General features: G+C 31.5%; 16 protein-coding genes. 4 read left to right on the top strand and 12 right to left on the bottom strand.

The genetic code is table 11. The features are described 5' to 3' along the window. Positions 1–9: 9 nt before the first annotated feature. A complete protein-coding gene (locus tag P3U32_RS09455; protein ID WP_323702890.1) occupies positions 10–702 on the top strand; it encodes a Crp/Fnr family transcriptional regulator in 693 nt (230 codons plus the stop codon). Between the two features lie 118 nt (positions 703–820). On the opposite strand, the gene P3U32_RS09460 is transcribed toward P3U32_RS09455, so the two are convergent. Further along, the gene (locus tag P3U32_RS09460; protein WP_323702891.1) at positions 821–1,129 is read right to left on the bottom strand and encodes a metal-sulfur cluster assembly factor; all 309 of its coding nucleotides are present in this window, start codon (positions 1,127–1,129) and stop codon (positions 821–823) included. Positions 1,130–1,248: 119 nt separating this feature from the next. On the opposite strand from P3U32_RS09460, the gene P3U32_RS09465 reads away from it, so the two are divergent. Genes P3U32_RS09465 through P3U32_RS09475 form a run of 3 tightly spaced genes read left to right on the top strand, consistent with a single transcriptional unit; the run spans position 1,249 to position 4,248 of the window. Further along, a complete protein-coding gene (locus P3U32_RS09465; protein ID WP_323702892.1) occupies positions 1,249–2,061 on the top strand; it encodes a Cof-type HAD-IIB family hydrolase in 813 nt (270 codons plus the stop codon). A 12-nt stretch (positions 2,062–2,073) separates the two neighbouring features. After that, complete coding sequence (locus P3U32_RS09470) at positions 2,074–2,919, top strand: DegV family protein (RefSeq protein ID WP_323702893.1); 846 nt, start codon at positions 2,074–2,076, stop codon at positions 2,917–2,919. 9 nt (positions 2,920–2,928) lie between these two features. Then, the gene (locus tag P3U32_RS09475; RefSeq protein ID WP_323702894.1) at positions 2,929–4,248 is read left to right on the top strand and encodes a CoA-disulfide reductase; all 1,320 of its coding nucleotides are present in this window, start codon (positions 2,929–2,931) and stop codon (positions 4,246–4,248) included. A gap of 285 nt (positions 4,249–4,533) precedes the next feature. Here P3U32_RS09475 and P3U32_RS09480 read toward each other — a convergent pair whose 3' ends face one another. The 11 genes from P3U32_RS09480 to P3U32_RS09530 form a co-directional block, all read right to left on the bottom strand. Beyond that, positions 4,534–5,958, bottom strand: coding sequence for an alpha-amylase family protein (locus tag P3U32_RS09480; protein WP_323702895.1), 1,425 nt, complete (start codon positions 5,956–5,958; stop codon positions 4,534–4,536). A gap of 123 nt (positions 5,959–6,081) precedes the next feature. Continuing rightward, on the bottom strand, positions 6,082–6,426 hold the full coding sequence (locus tag P3U32_RS09485) for a DUF1516 family protein (RefSeq protein ID WP_323702896.1): 345 nt from the start codon (positions 6,424–6,426) through the stop codon (positions 6,082–6,084). Positions 6,427–6,515: 89 nt separating this feature from the next. Next, a complete protein-coding gene (locus P3U32_RS09490) occupies positions 6,516–7,418 on the bottom strand; it encodes a fumarylacetoacetate hydrolase family protein (protein WP_323702897.1) in 903 nt (300 codons plus the stop codon). Positions 7,419–7,494: 76 nt separating this feature from the next. Then, positions 7,495–8,622: a DUF418 domain-containing protein gene (locus P3U32_RS09495; RefSeq protein ID WP_323702898.1), complete on the bottom strand. Its 1,128-nt coding sequence runs from the start codon at positions 8,620–8,622 to the stop codon at positions 7,495–7,497. Continuing rightward, complete coding sequence (gene addA / locus P3U32_RS09500) at positions 8,622–12,263, bottom strand: helicase-exonuclease AddAB subunit AddA (RefSeq protein ID WP_323702899.1); 3,642 nt, start codon at positions 12,261–12,263, stop codon at positions 8,622–8,624. Before addA ends, P3U32_RS09495 begins: the two co-directional genes overlap by 1 nt. Then, complete coding sequence (gene addB / locus P3U32_RS09505) at positions 12,260–15,730, bottom strand: helicase-exonuclease AddAB subunit AddB (protein ID WP_323702900.1); 3,471 nt, start codon at positions 15,728–15,730, stop codon at positions 12,260–12,262. The genes addA and addB overlap by 4 nt, the downstream gene beginning before the upstream one ends. A gap of 97 nt (positions 15,731–15,827) precedes the next feature. After that, positions 15,828–16,394 (bottom strand): signal peptidase I, encoded by a 567-nt coding sequence (gene lepB / locus P3U32_RS09510; RefSeq protein ID WP_323702901.1) that lies wholly within the window; start codon positions 16,392–16,394, stop codon positions 15,828–15,830. Positions 16,395–16,413: 19 nt separating this feature from the next. Next, entirely contained in the window at positions 16,414–16,944 is a 531-nt protein-coding gene (gene lepB, locus P3U32_RS09515; RefSeq protein ID WP_323702902.1) for a signal peptidase I, read from the bottom strand. After that, positions 16,944–17,555 carry a TVP38/TMEM64 family protein gene (locus P3U32_RS09520; RefSeq protein WP_323702903.1) on the bottom strand — a complete coding sequence of 204 codons (612 nt, stop codon included), beginning with the start codon at positions 17,553–17,555 and terminating at the stop codon, positions 16,944–16,946. The genes lepB (P3U32_RS09515) and P3U32_RS09520 overlap by 1 nt, the downstream gene beginning before the upstream one ends. A gap of 251 nt (positions 17,556–17,806) precedes the next feature. After that, entirely contained in the window at positions 17,807–18,727 is a 921-nt protein-coding gene (locus P3U32_RS09525) for a nuclease-related domain-containing protein (protein ID WP_323702904.1), read from the bottom strand. Positions 18,728–18,825: 98 nt separating this feature from the next. After that, a complete protein-coding gene (locus P3U32_RS09530; RefSeq protein ID WP_323702905.1) occupies positions 18,826–20,163 on the bottom strand; it encodes a glucose-6-phosphate isomerase in 1,338 nt (445 codons plus the stop codon). Positions 20,164–20,331: the final 168 nt, after the last annotated feature.

The following is a 20,331-nucleotide window of genomic DNA, read 5'->3' on the forward strand; positions in this document are numbered from 1 at the left end:
AGTGATCTTTTGCAAACGACATATACAGAAGCAACTTCAGTAATAGAATACATTATTGCAAATGGACAACGCATGCATGTTCAACCTCACCATTATCTATACCATTGTGGAGACCGATGTAATCATATTTATGTCATCGTAGAAGGAAAAGTCATTACACATCGTGTGATGGAAGATGGTAAAGAATTCAATACTAAATTGTTAGGTAGACATAGTATATTCGGTTCAACAACATTATTTTGTGGTAGAAAAACACATAGTCTATCAGCGAGAGTGAAAGAACCATGCACTGTTTATCGAATCTTAAAAACACAATTCGAAGAAGCAATATTAAATGATGAAGTTTTAAAATATGAATGGTTGTTATGGGTACAAAATGAAAACGAAAAAAATGAATATCAATTAAGAGATATTTATACGCTAGGAAAGACAGGTGCATTTTATTCAATCTTAATTAAATTAGCTAACACTTATGGCATTCAAGAAGGCAACGACATATTTATAAATGTTGAATTAACGAATCATGAGCTAGCAAACTTTTGCAACGTAACAAGAGAGAGTGTCAACAGAATGTTGAGTAATTTAAAAAAGAACAACATCGTATCAGTCAACCATAAGAAAATTACGGTTCACAACCTCGACTATTTAAAAAATGCAATCAACTGTGAGAACTGCCCGCTTTCCATATGTAGAATTGAATAAACGATTTATTATTCGGTCATCACTACCATTTATGTCATCATTAAAACAAAGAAGCATAGCATTCAACTACTAATAGTTGAGTGCTATGCTTCTTTTATAAAATAAGTTAAATTTATGATTAGCTTACGCCTAAAGCGATTTTCGCATAACGAGACATTTTGTCTTTATTCCATGGTGGATTCCATACAATATTAACTTCTGTATCTTTAATTTCAGGTAATTCGCCTAATGCTGTCTTAACTTGGTCTATGATTTGTGGCCCCATTGGACAACCCATTGAAGTTAAAGTCATTTCAACTGTGCATAAACCTTCATCATCTAAATCAACATTATATACAAGTCCTAAATTAACAATATCGATGCCTAATTCTGGATCAATAACATTCTCAAGCGCACCTAATATACTATCTTTCATTGCTTCTTCCATTTTTTCACCTCATTCTAAAAGTTACTACATATAATATATCAAATTTAAAGCATGGGTTAAAGAAAATGATATGATATTATAGTATGTAAGATAAAGATAACGCGTAAGGAGCTGTCCCCATGGAAAAACATTTAATTTGTTTAGATTTAGATGGCACATTATTAAACGATAAAAAGCACATCTCACCTTTTACAAAAAGGGTTTTACAATATTTACAAAAATCTGGTCACGAAATTATCATTTCAACTGGTCGACCTTATCGTGCCAGTCTCGATTATTATAAAGCATTAGAAATGAATACCCCTATTGTTAATTTTAACGGTGCGTATATTCACCATCCTAACGATCAACGATTCGAACCTGTTCATGAACAATTCGATAAACGTATCGCGACTAAAATTTTTAATGACATTAGTAAACTCAATGTTAAAAATGTCATTGCTGAAGTAAGAGATCAAGTTTATATCAATACTTATGATCAAACCTTATTTGAAGGCTTTAGCATGGGCAATCCTGATATAAAATACGGGCAATTAAATGAGTTGTTACCCGAATCGCCGACAAGTATTCTGATTCAAGCAGAAGAAAGTGAGATTCCTACAATTAAAAGTCACTTGACGAAACATTATGCAGAATTTATAGAGCATCGTCGTTGGGGCGCACCATTTCCTGTACTTGAAATTGTTAAAAAGGGTATTAATAAAGGGAAAGCCGTTAAATATGTCGCTGATTACCTCAACATTGATTATGACAATATCATCGCATTTGGTGACGAAGATAATGATTACGAAATGATACAATTTGCTAACTATGGCATAGCGATGGGCAATGCAATTCCGGAACTTAAAGCTATTGCAAATGAAGTCACAGATTCAAATAATAATGACGGTATAGGAAAATATTTAAATCAGTATTTCAACCTAAATATGTAAGGAGTTTTAACTATGAAAATGATCGTAGACAGTGGTTCTGATTTAACATTATCACAAATAGAAGAACACGGATTTTACTTTTTACCTTTTGGTATCGTTATCGATGATGAAAGTAAAATTGATCAATATGAAATAACAAATGAAGAAGTATTATCCGCGATTAAAAATGATAAACATCCTAAAACCAATCAAGCTACAATGGAACAAATGATTAACGTGTTCACTGAAATTGCACAAAATAAAGAGTCTGCCATTTATTTAGCATTTAGTAGCGCATTGAGTGGTACTTATCAAACAGCTTGCCTCGTGAAAGAACAAGTCAAAGAAGATTATCCAGATCTTGATATTACGATTTATGATACATTCAGTGCTTCAATGGGATTAGGTAAATTAATTTTAGATGTGCAAGATAAGATTAACGAATCATATACATTTGAGGAATTGGATCAATATATTAAAGATAAAATCCAAAAAATCAGACACTTATTTACTGTTAAAGATTTAAAATATTTAGCAAGTGGTGGAAGATTATCAAAGGGACAAGCATTTTTAGGAACTTTGCTTAACATTAAGCCATTATTACATGTAGAAGAAGGTAAACTCGTTCCAATTGAAAAGTATCGTGGTTCTAAAAAACTATGGCAAGCGATTATTAATACAATGCAACAAGACAATCGCGACTTTTCTAATGAGTCCATTTATATTACACATTCTGACGATATTGAAGAAGCAGAAAAGTTAAAAGCATTAATGGAATCATCATTGTCACCTAAAGCAATCTATATTTCTAATATTGGTCCAGTGATTAGTTCTCATACAGGTAGCGGAACAGTTGCCATATTTTATTATAAGGAGTAGTGATTACAATTGAATAAAATTATAGTCATTGGTGCTGTCGCTGGTGGTGCTACTGTAGCGTCACAAATTAGGCGATTAGACTCAGATAGTGAAATAGTTGTATACGAGAAAGATAGAGATATGAGTTTTGCAAATTGTGGACTCCCCTATTATCTCGGGAATGTTGTTGAAGATCGTGATTATATGTTATCAGCAACGCCAGAACAATTTCTTGATAAGAAAAATATTACCGTTAAGACTTTTCATGAAGCAATTGCATTAAATGATCAAGATAAAACTATCCGTGTTAAAAATCATCAAACCGGTGAGATTTTTGAAGATCATTACGATCAACTCATTTTAAGTCCAGGGTGTCGAGCACGTCAATTTCCTATAGAATCCGATCGTGTATTTACTTTACGAAATTTAGTAGACACAGATAAAATAGAAGATTTCATTGTACAAAACAATGTTCAAAAGGCACTTGTCGTAGGTGCTGGTTATATTAGTTTAGAAATACTCGAAAACTTGCACAATAGAAACATCGAAACAACTTTAATTCATAGAAGTGACCATATTAATAAAAGTATGGACAAAGATCTTAATCAAGTGATTTTTGATGAACTAGAAAAACGTCAAATCAACTATAGATTAGATGAAGAAATTAAACACATTGAAAATAAAACCGTAACTTTCAAATCTGGACATGTAGAAGATTACGATATCATTATTACTGGTATTGGCATCGAACCTAACAGTGATTGGTTACAAACATCTCAGTTAAAACTCAACGATCGAGGATATATTCCAGTAAATGAATACTTCGAAACAAATTTAGACGATGTTTACGCAATTGGCGATATTATCGAAACATTCTATCGACATACACAACAACCTACAACCGTCACATTAGCTTGGGGTGCGCACAGAGCCGCTTCATTAGTTGCAGAAAATATTTCAAGTAAATCTCATATGGCCAAATTCAAAGGTTTACTTGGTACAAATATAGTTCGTTTCTTTGATTATGCATTAGGTAGCGTAGGTATTGCAGAACATGAATTAGAAAACTATGATTATACAGTTATCGAACAAACACAAAAACAACACGCCGGCTATTATCCAGACGCACAACCGATAACATTACGTGTATACTTCGACAACTCAACACGTAAAATATTACGCGCATGTGCAGTTGGTAAAGATGGCGTAGATAAACGAATCGATATATTATCGACTGCAATTATAGGAGATTTGACTGTAGATGATTTAAGAGATATCGAAATTGCATATGCTCCTCCATTTTCAAGTCCAAAAGACATCGTAAATATGATTGGCTATAAAGCACAATAACATGAATGGTAATGAAGTTTTAGGGTATGAGCTGAGATATCGTGCGTTTCAGGGGCAATCGCACGAAGACTTTGGGGTATAGCCCAAGATATCGTGCGTTTCAAGGTCAATCGCACGAAGACTTTAGGGTATCGACCAAGATATCGTGCGTTTCGAGGTCAATCGCACGAAGACTTTAGGGTTTTGCCGAGATATCGTGCGTTTAGGTAGCAATCGCACGATATCTTTTAAAATAGTATATAGAAAGGGCTGGGACATAATGTCCCAGCCCTTTCTTATTCAAATTTATTTATTTTGCATTTTTTGTTTTTTACTTTTTCTTGCGACAAGGAATAAGAATAAACCAAAGAGTACAATAACTAATATTGCTGCTATTAAGTATGTGTTATTTAATCCTCTTTCATTCACTACTGCATATAGTTCAGTTTCTTCTCTATCTGTGATTAAATTATATTGTCCATTTTTCTTTTTAATGTTATCTCCAATAATTAATCCTGATAACATTTTATTTTCTTCTATGACTTTATCATCTAAACTTACTTTTTTCGATTTGCTTGAATCATTAATATTCAAGATATAATCAATCGTATTTGTTTTATAGTAAAATACATTCGTACCTTTATCATGTGGTAATGCTTTAACATCACCTTCGTACAATTCTTGATACTGCTTAAATGTATCTCCTATTTTTTCTAAATATTTAATAACTTCTTTATCTGTTCTAAAATTTTGCAATTGGTTTATCGTTTCGATTTTAGATCCATTTGCAGCAATTTCTGTACCGTAATTCATCATTATCGGTCCTTTATATCCCCACATATAAGTCATCAATTGTTTAATTCTTGTTCCTGGGAACATATTTTCATCTGCTGCATGTTTTGTAAATCGTTCAGTAAACCATGTATCTGCAATTAAGACTGAATTATCTTTTTGGTAATCAGGTATTTTTGTATTTACATTTTTAAATGCATTTTGTATGTCATTACGTGATTCTTGTGTCGATAAATGTTTGAAGTGTTTAGCAGAAATACCTTTTTTATTGATTATGCCATAAGTATCTATATTTTCAGGTAAAAATGTTTTTGCATCTATACCATCTTGTACGATATTCATTGAAATACCGTCTACTTTATATTTTTTAATAAAGCGATCTACTTTTTCTTTATACAGTTTCTGATTTTTAGCATCTTTTAAATCAATAAATTTTGTATCTTTAAAGTATGATTTTTGAATTTGATTTAAGTCCCCATCTGTAGATCCATTAAATTCTTTTGTATACGTTACAGGCATATCAACGATCATCTTCATGTTCTTCTTATGTACTTCGTTAATAAGTGATTTAAATGCTTTCTCTCCACCAAGCACACGGTCTATTTCATCATAGTTATTTACTTTGTATCCTAAAAAGTCATTTTGATCATGTGAAAACACAGGAGAAATATGTACCGTATTGAACCCCATATCATTAATGTAATCTAATTTAGATTGTATACCTTGAAAATCTCCACCCATAGGTAAATTATTCGACTTGTTATCATTTCTAATCATTTTATTATTTTCATTATTTCCATTCATAAAACGATCAACGACTAAACTATAAATTCTCGGATATTTTACATCTTCAAATTCTTTTTCATTTGCAAATGCGTATCCATTAAATATTGGCGATATTAAAACCACCATGATTATTAACTTTGCCCATTTATTCATCTATTCAACCCTCTTTATTACCCAATTACTTATATTATACTAAAACGGTTACTTAACCGATAGACCTACATCAAATTGTCATAAAAAAATAAAGCACCTCTATACAGAGATGCTTTTGAGTCATTAACCAAAGTGTAATACACCCATTGGTAAATAACTGCCAAGTAAGATAGTTAAAATCATTACAAGGACAGTCGCAATTAATAATCCATTGCTGTTTTTATTCTTTTTCTTCTTAGCGATTGTAACTTCAATCAGTCCTAATACTGCTATACCAAGAAGAAGTTTAATTCCATATAGCATACCATTTATACCCATAGCTTGAATAAATAAATAGATACCTGAAATTAAAACAAATACCATGAATAATCTTAATACCATATGTACTGGTTTGTTTGTAACTTTCATATAAACGACAAAGAATAATATAATCATTACTAACCAGCTAAATATATGGAAATGTATCATGTTCCGTTCCCCCTACATATGAATATTTGTAATCCTATAGAATTATACCATAGGCGTATTCATTTTTTTAACAAATATACATTTATAGCTTATTTACTTATAAACGTTGTTAACGTACCAATACCATCGATTGTTACTTTAACTTCATCTCCAGGTTGTAAGAATTGTGGTGGATTCATACCAGCACCAACGCCAGCCGGTGTACCTGTCGCAATAATATCTCCAGGATGTAATGCTACATATTTTGAAATTTCAGCGATTAATTCATCAATTTTCAAAATCATTTCATTCGTATTCCCATCTTGGCGAATATCATTATTAACTTTAGTAACGATATTAACATCCTCAGGTAATGGTAACTCATCTTTCGTAACGATATATGGTCCCATTGGGCAAGCACCAGTTAAAGATTTAGATAAGAATGCTTGATCTTGTTCTTTCTGTGCTTTTCTATCCGTAATATCATTTATAATTGTATATCCATAAACGTAATCTAATGCTAAACCACGTGGAATTTTTTCTCCGTGCTTACCAATAACTACACCTAATTCGCCTTCATAATCTAATTGTTCTGTAACATCTTGATGATTAGGAATTTCAGCGTTATCACCTGTTAAAGAAGACGCCGCTTTAGTAAATACATATAAACGATTAACTTTATTATTTAATTCTTCAGCGTGTTTCTTATAGTTACGGCCAAATGCAATCACATTATTTGTTGGTGTAACTGGTGGTAAGAATTCAATATCTTCAAAGCTATATTTATATTCGTCTTTATCTGGTGATTCTAAAACTTTAACAACCGCTTTACGTACAGCTTCTTGAAAATCAACGTTTATATTTAATTGTAGTCCTTCTAGTAAAGTTTTAGGATTAAACCCATCTTCGCCAAAAGTTTCAAATATTTTACGTAAATCCCAAACTGCATCTTCACGTTTTACTTTCACACCATAAGAAGTTATATCTTTATAATTAAATGTTAAAAATTTCATCCACTCTGTCAGCTCCTTCTTGTTCTTGTGACCCATTATACCGAATTTTTTGATAAATCGCATTATTTTAAAGCTATTATTTTAAATATGTTACTTTTCTCCATAATTTTTCTAAAGGACCTTGATTAAATCGTTTGAAATAGAAGTATCCTACTAGTAGTTGAACAATATAAATACCGATTGCGATTAAATATATTGTAGATACGGGCAGTTTACTATACAAATTCAAACCAACGCCATAAAAGATAACCACACATATCACACTTTGTGAAATATACGTCGTCAAACTCAATTTACCGATATATTGCATTGGTGCTAGAACCTTTTTAAGTTTGGCATCTTCACACAATAAGACAAAGAAAATAATATAACTCATCCCAACGATAGGTCCACCGAGCATTTGACTCAATAATTGCGAAGTTGCTGATCCAACTAATACGATTTGAATCATTTTCACCATAAGCCCTAAAATAAATATTCCTAATCCTAGCCAAGTATAAAATTGTTTGCGCATTATAATCTTCTTAAACCAATTGATTTGATGTGCATAAATACCAAACAGCATAATCGGCAAGATTGTAAACGGACCAACCATGATGATACTTCCAATATTCGTACCGAAATACTTCAAGTTATACCCAATCATAGATAAATAGTCTGAACTTGCTAAAATATTATTTACTCTTTCTAACTCTTGCAATCCAACAAAATTTTCAGTCTGTGTAACGTCTTGAATCAAAATCATCGGCAAGATAAACAACAACACAAATATGCTAAATCCAATTGTCATTGCAACTAAAGCATATTGTGGTTTTAGTTTAACAAAGATAATTGCGATAAATCCAAGAATTGCATACGTAGCTAAAATATCTCCATAAAATATAAAGATACCATGCAGAACTCCTAGTAGTAATAAAAATGATAACCTTCTTATTATCATTGGATAATAGTCGATTTGTTTTTCAATGCTATTCTGATACATCATTGAAAGACCATATCCAAATAAAAATGCAAATATTGGATAAAAAGATGCAATGATAAACAAGGCACTTAACTTAAATAGTGCCCCATCCTCATGCTGGAAATACTCAAACGGATTGATAATATGATATGGGTAAGCAAAGGTCAAAATATTCATTAATAAAATACCTAATAAACTAAATCCTCTTAGTGCATCAATACTAAATATTCGTTGTTTTGCCATTATTTGTGCTCCTTGATGTGTTTCGTTCCATATTGAAAGAAATATAAATAACCTTCAACGGGTTGTTGTAATATTGTTTCTAACGTATTTTTATAGTATTGCATCTGTACTTCATATTTTTTCTTCATTTCTTCTGCTACATCATCCATAGATTTTCCTCGACGAACGATAAATGCATCCGTTTTATAATCGATAAATGAAACTTTGTCCCCTTCAACAAAGATGCAATCAATCATTCCTTGAATAATTGGTTTATTATCATCATCAGTAATATTGTAAGTAAGTCCTTTATCAATATCGTCTTGACCGACAACAAAAGGTACTTCTCGGTACACTTTATCTGCTTTAACGAGACGGTCATATAAAGTAGATTCGGTAAATGCTTCAACGAGTTTTAAATCTAAATCTTCAAGTGCATCACTTGGTAATATATCTTTCGTTATCAAGTCATTCTTAATTAAAGCCTCTATTTCTGCTTCTTTTAATCCACCTTGAACTAATGGTAAATGTTGCATAACCGTATGCATTAATGTCCCAATTTCTGTACTCTTACGTTTTTCTTTAGATAAAAAGTTAGGTCGATCATAAGATCTCGTACCAACTTGATATTGTCTCACGATTTGATAATCTGTTCCCGCTTCTTCTGTTTCTCTTTGTCTTTTGATTTCTGAAACAGATTGTTTCGCAGCAATGTTCAATAGATGTTGATTCGGATATTTGTACACAAGTCGTTCATGAATATCTTGTTTTAAACTAGACGGTTTATAATTATATAAAGCTTCAATCGTCGGTCGTTCATCATATACGTCTTCCATTTCATTATCTTCCGCTGCATTTATAATATTGAACTTAAAGTATTCATTTTGATTAGTATTAAACTGAATCGCATTAGACAATCCATATGTTTTAGATTTAGCTAGTATAGTTGCAATTAAATCAAAAGCTGATTTTGCACTCACTCTAAATTCTGGATCAATCAATTCGTGTTTATCTGCTTGAATCAACCCAAGATTTTCAACGGCTTTATCATTTTTCACACGTCCGATAAGATATAATGCTTCTTTTGCACGTGTCAACGCAACATAAATCAAACGCATTTCTTCTGAAATCATTTCAGTCTCGTTTATATTTTTGAAAATGGCTGTAGCTAAAGTTGGGTAAGTCAATTCATTCTCAATATTAAAATATGACATAGCTAAACCATATTTGTTATTAAGTAACACATGATCTGTTAAATCTGTGCGGTTAAACGACTTGGATATCCCAGAGTATACAACAAATGGAAACTCTAAACCTTTACTGCTATGAATGGTCATCATTCTCACAACATCGTCATTCGGACCTATCACACTTTCTTGTCCGAAATCTTGCCCTCTTTCGATAAGTTCATCGATAAACCTTATGAATTGGAATATACCTCTTAAGCTAGAAGCTTCAAATTGAACAGCTTTATTTAGGAGTCCATATAAATTTTGTCGTCTTTGAACGCCACCTGTTAAGCCACTAAAATAAGGAATCAAATAAAAATCATTGTATATTTTGTCTAATAATTGCCATACCGGCACTGATTTGCTCATCGTTTGATACGATTTCAACTGATTTAAAAATCGATTTATTTTTTCAATAAGCTGTTGTTCACCTTCAGCATGCGCAATATATTTATACATTGAATCTAAATAGTATATTTCTTGTGGTGCTTTATTTCTGATTTCCGCCAATTCATCCTCTTTGAATTGAAATGCTATAGAACGCATAAGCCCTACCAAATATGTATCTTGGAGTGGATTATCTATCACTCTTAAAAATGATAACATCATTCTAATTTCATTTTGTTCGAAGTATCCTTTTTTAGATTCAACGTAGAACGGAATGTTCGCATCTTTAAATTGTTGTTGAAGATGCATTGCGTTACTATAACTTCTTTCGAGAATAACAATATCTTTATATGTTGCTGGTCTATACGATTTTGACTTTCTATCATAAACTTGCTTATGCTCTAGAATATCTTGTACTTTACTTACAATATGCTTTGCTTCTAACAATTGATTATCATCTTCTTCAAATGCATCTTGCACTAGTACATCTATCTCTAGAGGTGTTTTTTGTTCATCATAATCTGCACCATAATATAATTTTGCTGCATCGTCATATTCAATTTCACCAACAACTTCATCCATCATATGTGAAAAAAGATAATTCGTATTATCTAACACTTCAGTTCTTGATCTAAAGTTCTTAGATAAATCAATCACTTCTCCACTTTCAAGGTTGGTCTCTTTGAATCGTTTATATTTTTCAATGAAGAGTTCTGGTTCTGCCTGTCTAAATTTATAAATAGATTGTTTTACATCACCAACCATAAATAAATTACCATCTTTTTCTTCACCACTTTTAATGCAACTAATAATCGCTTCTTGAACTCTATTTGTATCTTGGTATTCATCAACTAATATTTCATCAAAGTGCTCTCGATATTGTAATGCTGTTTGTGAAGGATTCCCTTCATCATCTGTTAATATTTCTAAAGCAAGATGCTCATAGTCTGAGAAATCAATAATGCGTTTATTTCTTTTTAATGTTCTAAAGTGAGTAATGATATCTTTAGTAATGGAAGAAAGAACTTCTACTCTAGGCTGCATTTCATGCATATCTGTTATTAATTCCGCTCTTTCACGACTTAAATATCCTTCTGTTAGTTCTTTCAAATATTCAATATAATTTTTATAATAATTTTTGCCGAGTTCTAATAATTGCTCATTGCCTTCATTTTCACTTTTAATTTTTGCACTATTGACGGGTAATTTTTTTGATGATATATCAGAAGCGATTGCGTCATAAGATTTACTGCCATCTAAAATTTGATCAATCCATATGCGTTCGCCTTCTAAATATGCCATATGTTTATCTACTTCTGCTAAATGTTGATAACAATCGATGGATTGATATAACGCATTTTTGGCACTATTAAGTTTACGTTCTATCAATTTATCCATCATCTTAAAATATTCATGTTGTTCATCAATATCTTTATATGGCTGATTTAATTGCTCGAGCCATTCAAATGGATGTGCATGCGCAATACTGAAGCGATATAAACGTTTTAATAATTCCCTTAACGAATCATCTGATCGATCATTTGAAAGGTGCTCTACTAATGCTAAGAAATGTGTATCATTCTGTTCATAATAGGTTTCTAATACATCATCAATGGCTTGATCTAACAATACGATACCTTCAACTTCACTGGCCGTTCTGAAATTTGGATCAATATCTATTTCATCGTAATGTGATTTTATTAAAGCTAAACAAAAACTATGCAATGTCGATATTTGAGCTTGATGAATTTTAATTCTTTGTGATTTCAAATGCTCGTCTTCAGGATGCTTCACACTTTCTCTTTGTATCGCTGCATTGACCCTTGCTTTCATTTCACGCGCACTTGCATTCGTAAATGTCACGACTAAGAGTCTATTTACATCTTGTTGATTACGCATAATTTTCTGAATGATACGTTCGACTAACACAGCTGTTTTACCACTGCCCGCTGCAGCTGCAACGAGTGTATCTTGTCCTTGAGTATATATGGCACGCCATTGGTCATCCGTCCATTGCGCATCTACAGGTTTCACTGGTATTGTCATTCATCTTCCTCCTCTCTTAAAAGACTGATTAACTCATCTTTACTCAATGTATGATCAATTTCTCTATATTGCTCAGTATCCGTTATAGGATCAATGTGGCATACTGATTTATATTCACAAAATTGACAAGGTAACCGCTTCTGATATTTCATAGGTGCAACTTCAGTATGCCCGTCCATAATTTGAGTGGCCGTTTCAACAAAGTTCTCTCTATTCTTATCAATTAATTTATAGAATAATTCTTCATCCAATGCTTTACTATAACTATATAATTCACCATTTTTCTTTCTAGTAACTGGAATCATATCTGATTTGAGTTGCTCTTCCAATTTATAGTCCAGCGCTTCTACTACTTCAGGATTTTTATTTACGTATCCATCCATTTTGAATTTCTCTATTGTTTGCTTTTGAATTTCTTCAACTGCTGGTATATCGCCCCATCGTTTTGCTTTAATTTCTGGTTCATGCACATGGAAGTATAACAATGCACCTGGTGAAACTTGAGGTTGTAATTTTAAAATTTCTTTATTTTGCAATACAACATCTAAGTAAGTAAACATTTGCATTTGCATGCCATATAATACTTTAGTTAAATCTAAACTTGTTTCAGAAGATTTATAGTCAATGATTGAAACATAATCTTGTTCTTTAGCTTTATATACATCTAAACGGTCAATTTGTCCGCGAATATTGATTGGCACATGACGTTTTGTCTCTAGTGGTGTTGTTTTCAATTGATGGTTCGCTGTAGATCCAAAGTTGAGTTCAAATTGATACGCTTTAAATTTCGAATGGCCCGTTTGATATTTCATTGCCTCTAATGTTGATTTAAGTATATTTTGTATTCTTAATTTTAAGTATCTGTAATGTGCTGTTCGATTTAATAAATCAAATTGGATTTTAGGTAAACTTTCATCAATCGCTTCATTAATTAAACGCATCATGTTTTGAGTTGATAATTTACTAAAGTCACCATTGACTTCATCAGAAATATACTTCAACGTTTGATGGAATATATTACCGATATCAACACTTTGAATTTGATATTTCGACCGTTCATTTAATCTCAATCCGTGTGAAACATAATGTTTAAATGGACATTGATTATATGTTTCAAACCTTGAAACACTTGCATTAATTTTATCACCATATAATTGTTCAGAAACATCATTATTTAACTGAACGGTGTCATTCTTATAAGTCAATGCTGACGCTAAAAATTGCATAGTATGATCTAAATGATGCAGTGATTGCGAAGCATGAAAAGCATCTAACCAAATATCATTTACAATTTCATCATTTAACCAATCGTTAAGTTGTTCAAAGATATGCATTTGACTTTGATGTTCATGTTCAATCAGTTGGATTGGATTTGTTTCAATATTTTCTTTTAATGACTGTACTTTTAAATCTGTAAACAATGACTCTATTGTTTCGATAAATGGACTTTTCTCTCTTACTTCTCCACTATCTGACATCAAGCTATATGTAAACACAACATCCCGTTTCGCTCTCGTCATTGCGATGTAACATACAAACGCTTCATCCATTTGTAAAATATCACTCGTTGGACTCAATTCTAAACCGCTTGATTCTGCCAATTCTTTTTTCTCGTCGTCAGTAAGTAACAACATTTGATTGGATGCTTTAGGTAATACGCCATCATTCATACCTAATAGAAATACAATTTCTTTGTTGTCTACTTTTGCTAAATCCATATTCCCTACTGTAACTTCATCAAGCGTTTGAGGAATCATTGAGAATTCTAATTCATCCATACCTCTATCCAGTATTTCAATATATTCATTTAAAGATAATGATGTGTTACCTAACACTTCTACAATATCATCGAATATACGAATCGTACCTTGCCACACTTGGTCAATTTGTTCAGCTTCTTCAAATTGATGTTTAATTTCTAGTTCATCTCTTAATGTCATTAAATGTGTTGGTAATTCAAATTGTTCAATGATGTCATATAAATTCATCGTAAATTGTTCAACCGTATCGCATTCTGATAATGCTTGTGCTAATCTTTCCACTTTGTTAACGACAAAATCTTTTAATTGAATGACACTTTGTATTGTTTTTTGGTCTTCTTCAGTTATAGATGACGCTTCTTTTTTGAGTGTTTTTTTGCCTAATTTTTCAAATGATTCAATTGTGAAGTAATCTGGATTTGTCCATCTACGACCAGATATTCCCCGTTCAAATGCATAATTTTCTAGAATATCAATTAAGTAATCTGCATTTGGAATATGGCTCGTCAATATTCCCGTTTTCAACATTCTCATCATTGATTCAAATTTCCATCCTGATTGAATTACTTCTAACATTGATCTTAAACATTCGATAAATGGATGGTATGCCATTTTCTTTTTAGCATCATGGTTATAAGCAATATCAAAATGCGGTAACACTGTTTCTATCAATTGTTCATAACTTGGATCTCTATATAATATTGCGATGTCTTTATAAGAAATATCATATTCTCTTGATCGTCTTAAAATTTCTCTCGCAACATATTGAACTTCTTCTCGCATATTAGATGCTTCTACAATCGATAAATGTTCATGATTTTTTTTATTTGGGATGAGTGCATCAAATTGACTTTCTATATGCTTCAAATCTTGATTATCATCGAATCGTTTCGTTTCTTTAAAATGCGTCTTTTGAATTGAAATATTTAAGTTATGCGCGATATCTTCCAAGTGACTCAATGTCTCTGATGTCTTTCTAAACAAACTAAATGGATCCTTACTTCCATCTGTCGTTAATCCAACCGTCACTGATTTACTATTTTTCACTAATGCTTCGATAACACGATATTCTAATGTTGAAAAGTTATGGAATCCATCAATATAAATATCCGCATCTTTTATAAATGATGAAGATGGTGCCTTCTCGATTAATTTATATAGAATATCTTCAGCTTGTACAAATCTTCCTTCAAGTTGATTTTCCAATGCACGATAAATCATTTCAATATCATTCAATTTATCTTTCATTCTGACAGGAATCGTCGTACTTTGATCTAAATACGCTAAAATATCATCAGGTTGAACGTTATATTTTTTAAAGTCTTTAATTTCATTCATCATTTTATGGCTGAAGCCATAATGTTGAATCGTTGATTGATATAAATTTAATTGTTGTTTATGTGTATGTAATAAATGGTAAGTCAACATTTCTAAAGCTTCATCAGAAATTTGTTGCTCTATTAATCCACCTTCTTCACTTAATACTCTCCAACTCAATCTCTCAAAACCGAATACAGATGTACGAATACTCCCTTTCAACTTTGGATTGCGAACGAAAGCTTGTTCATATTGAAAAGTATTTTGTGTCGGCGTTAAAAATATAATCGGATTTCCTAATGGATCTCCAATCATTTCTTCAGTCATGTGTTGAATCATTTGGCTCGTTTTCCCTGTGCCACTTCGACCAGTCCATACATTAAGTTGCATCTATTCAACCTCCCTTACAATTTTTCTCATGTATATATTTTAACATAAAAATAACGCCTCACTTAACGATATAAGCGAGGCGTTAGCCATTCAAATATTAATTTGTTGACGGATCAAAATTATAATGGAATTGATTGATTGGCCAGAATCTTAATGCAACTTCTCCAACAATTACATCTCGGTTAATTAAACCAAATGAACGTCCATCTTTACTTACTTCACGGTTATCACCTAGTACTAAGTATTCATCTTTTGGAATTTTATTAACACCATTAGAGTTGACTAAATCTTTAACTTGGAAATTCTCAGTTAATAAATCACGAGATTTATTTGCTTTATTTTGTTTCAAGTATTCTTCTGGTACTTTCTTACCATTAACATACAGTTGATCATTTTCATATTTAACTGTGTCACCAGGCATACCAATCACACGTTTTACATAGTCATCATTTTCATTTGCATGGAAGACGATAACATCACCATGATCAATTTTTCCTACGTTATATCCGATTTTGTTCACAATTACTTTTTCATTATTTTTCAATGTCGGATACATTGAATCTCCAGAGACTGTGTAAGTTACAAACAAGAATTTTTGTATAAGTAGTACACAAGCAACGGCAACAGCGATTGCTATAACCCACTCAAATATTTCTTTTTTCAAACATGCCACCTCATTATTTTTATTTATCGAATTTTACATCTATTTGGTTAAATGGATAATATCTCAAATTCACTTTACCAACTATTTCTTTTTCAAGAACAAATCCAATTTCTCTTGAATCTCTACTATTGTTACGGTTATCACCTAAAACTAAATATTCGTCTTTAGGTATAACGTCACTCTTAGAGCCTTGAATGGTTCTTGTACTGAAATCATCAGTTATTTCTTTGTCTTTTAAATACTTTTCTTTCACAAGTGTACCATTAATATACAATTTGCTGTCTTTCATTTCAACCGTGTCGCCTGGCAAACCGATAACTCTTTTAATATAGTCTTGGTTTTTATTAGCATGAAAAACAATAACATCACCATTATCAATTTGTCCAATATTTTTCACTAATTTGTTTACAATCAAACGATCACCGTTATGAAATGTCGGTTCCATTGAATGACCATCAACAACATAGCTAATGAATAAAAATGTTCTCACGACAAACAATATTACTAGCGCAAAAATAATAGCCAAAAACCATTCGAGTATTTTTCTCATTATGAACTCCTATTTTTTAAGCGATTATCAAAATATTTTTCTAGGCCTTTTCCAACTAACCATAGTATAAATATAATCACGAGAACTATTATACTCTTTTTAGGACTGGCAAAAAAGGAATTTATATCAGACCCAATGTAACTCAATGTAAATATCATAATTGCTTTTGATAAAATTAATGCAATTAAATATACTTGTTTACTAATATGCGAGAATGCACTTACCATATTAACTAAGGCGCCTGGTGTAAACGGAAAACATAATAAAATAAATAATGGTCCAAATCCATGACTATCTATCCAATGTATAAATCTGACGACTTTTGGTTGCTCGACGACTTTAACCATAAACGGCTTTTTAGAAATCAATCTAAAAATTAAAAAGACGAGATAACTCCCAGTCACAGTACCTGCCCATGTAATGATAAAGCCTAATAACAATCCATAAGCATTCACATTAACAATCACAAATAGAATAATTGGAAGAAATGGAATAAATGCTTCTATAAATGGAAGCAAGAATGCTATAAATATACCAAACGATCTAAACGTTTCAATTAAGTGAGTAATATTCTCCTCACTAAACCAGTTTAAAATATCTTGAAATACCATGTGACGCAACTTCCTTCATAAATTTATATATAGTATACCCATAATTTTAGAAATATTAAAGCAAATTGACATACGCAAATAGTCGTAGAGACAAGGATGAATTAGGTCATTTGATGAAAATGAATGATAGGGAGAATGAAGTGAGTTGGAGGTGAGGTTTTATTTAGTATTGATATGGTATTGAGTTGGTATTCTGTTTTTCGGCTCAGTTTTTTCCAGTACTGAGCCGGTATTCCCGTTTTCATCTATAATTAATATTCGTTTTCGCGTTCAATGTATATATATTTACTAGCTTTATTTTGTCCTACTCTTGAGAAGTGACTATATAAGATACGCTTAAGTGCTGCTTTTGAAATCCCTGTCCATTCCACTGAATCTTTAACTGAAATTGGTTTACCTTTCAATATATATAGCTCTTTTAGTGCTTGTATAATTAAATGGTTCCTACCTATCTTATCACCGCATTTATTACATTTCACATATTTCTTTTGGTCAAAAAACATATTAGGTTCTATTAATTTTTTACACTTAATACATTTAATACCGGTGTTAACTTGATCGAAATCTACTAACTTATAATTATCAAATTGAGACAAGAACGGCTGATTCAATGATTTTAACATTTCATATATCATTTGGTTTTCACCATACTTAAAATTTGTACCGAGTATATTGTCCAATTTATACAATTCACTTCTTAATAAAATATTCACTCTTTTTCTTAAATCACCATGTAAAGTAAATGTTGGATTTATAAATACTATGTAACTTTTCACTTCTCTATCTATTTTAAGTTTATCTATCATCCTTACCAATCCATCATTGGCCACTTCAAATTGATTTATTAAATCTTTCGATACAAATCCAGTACTTCTATATAATTTTTGTTTCTCATAAAAGTAGTCCCCGGAAAAATTTTTAATTTCAAATTGAATGATAGTTTCATCATTTATCACTATAAAATCAAATTGAATTTTATTTTGATTTTTGATTTGTAAATCATGAATCCACCAACAATCTGTGGTTTCATGCAATAATCGTGCAAATTCAGATTCAACATCATAACCTAGTTTCATTACTGCATAAGTTTCTTCCATCTCCTTTGGTAAGTGTTCAATTTTTCCCTGCAGTGCTTCAATATAATTGAATATTTGTGGTTTTTGCAATTTCATAAAAAATACACCTCATTTTTTCAAAAAATTTTCCTCAAAAACAAAAAAAGTCCTCCGAATTAAATTCGGGGACTTTTATTTCGTACGTCATTTTTATATTATAGTCTTTCTTCTAATTCTTTTTTAAGATCTTCAAATCCTGGTTTACCAAGTAGCGCGAACATATTTTGTTTATATGCTTCTACGCCTGGTTGGTTAAATGGATTTACGCCTAATAAATATCCGCTCATTGCACATGCTAATTCGAAGAAGTATACAACATAACCGAATGTATATGCATCTAACTGAGGTACTTTAACAACTAAGTTTGGTACTCCACCATCAGTATGTGCTAATAATGTTCCTTGGAATGCTTTCGTATTAACAAAATCAACTGTTTCGCCAGCTAAGAAATTCAATCCATCTAAATCATCTTTATCTTCTTCTATTGTAATATCGTGTTTAGGTGATTCAACTTTAACAACTGTTTCAAATAGGAAACGGCGTCCTTCTTGAACATATTGACCTAATGAATGTAAATCAGATGTGAAGTTGGCACTTGAAGGGTAAATTCCTTTGAAATCTTTACCTTCAGATTCACCGAATAATTGTTTCCACCATTCACTGAAGTATTGTAATGCTGGTTCATAATTAATCAGCATTTCTGTTGAATAACCTTTTGCATAAAGAATGTTTCGAATAGCTGCATATTGATATGCAATATTCTCTTCTAATTCTGATGATGATAAATCTTCACGTGCAGCAGCTGCCCCATTCATCATTTCTTGAATATCAATACCACTTGCAGCAATTGGTAATAATCCTACTGCAGTTAATACTGAATATCTTCCGCCTACATCGTCAGGTACAACAAATGTTTCATAACCTTCACCTGTTGCTAAGTCTTTTAATGCACCTTTTTCTTTATCAGTTGTAGCGAAGATACGATTTTTAGCTTCTTCTTTACCGTATTTTTCTTCTAATATTTTCTTGAATATTCTAAACGCTACTGCTGGTTCTGTAGTTGTACCAGATTTAGAAATAACATTAATAGAGAAGTCTTTTCCATCTATATAATTGATTAAATCGTGAACATATGATGATGATAAATGATGTCCTACGAAGATAATTTGTGGATGATCACCTTTTTCATAATTCGCAAATGTTGAGTTTAGCATTTCTACTGCCGCTCTTGCACCTAAGTATGAACCACCGATACCGATTACTAGTAATACTTCTGATTGTTCTTTAATACGTTTAGATGCAGCTAAGATACGATCGAATTCTTCTTTATCGTAATCAACAGGTAAATCAACCCATCCTAAAAAGTCACTACCTGCACCTGTCTTTTCATGTATAACATGATGTATATTTTTTACTAAATCACGAGATTGGTCTAATTCATGTTCACCAAAAAACGTTAATGCCTTTTTATAATCAAATTGAATATGTGTCATAATATCCTCCTATTTGTTTCATACATATATTTAATAGCACCTTTATTTTACTCTAGTTTTCATAGGCTTTCAATCTATAAAGAATGTTCTGCTCTTAAATGCATATTTATTTAATATTACTATTGAAAATTCATTTTCCATATGGTACTGTATGTTTATCGATTAAAT

It is taken from the genome of Mammaliicoccus sp. Dog046 (genome assembly GCF_034039665.1).
Classification (GTDB): Bacteria; Bacillota; Bacilli; order Staphylococcales; family Staphylococcaceae; genus Mammaliicoccus.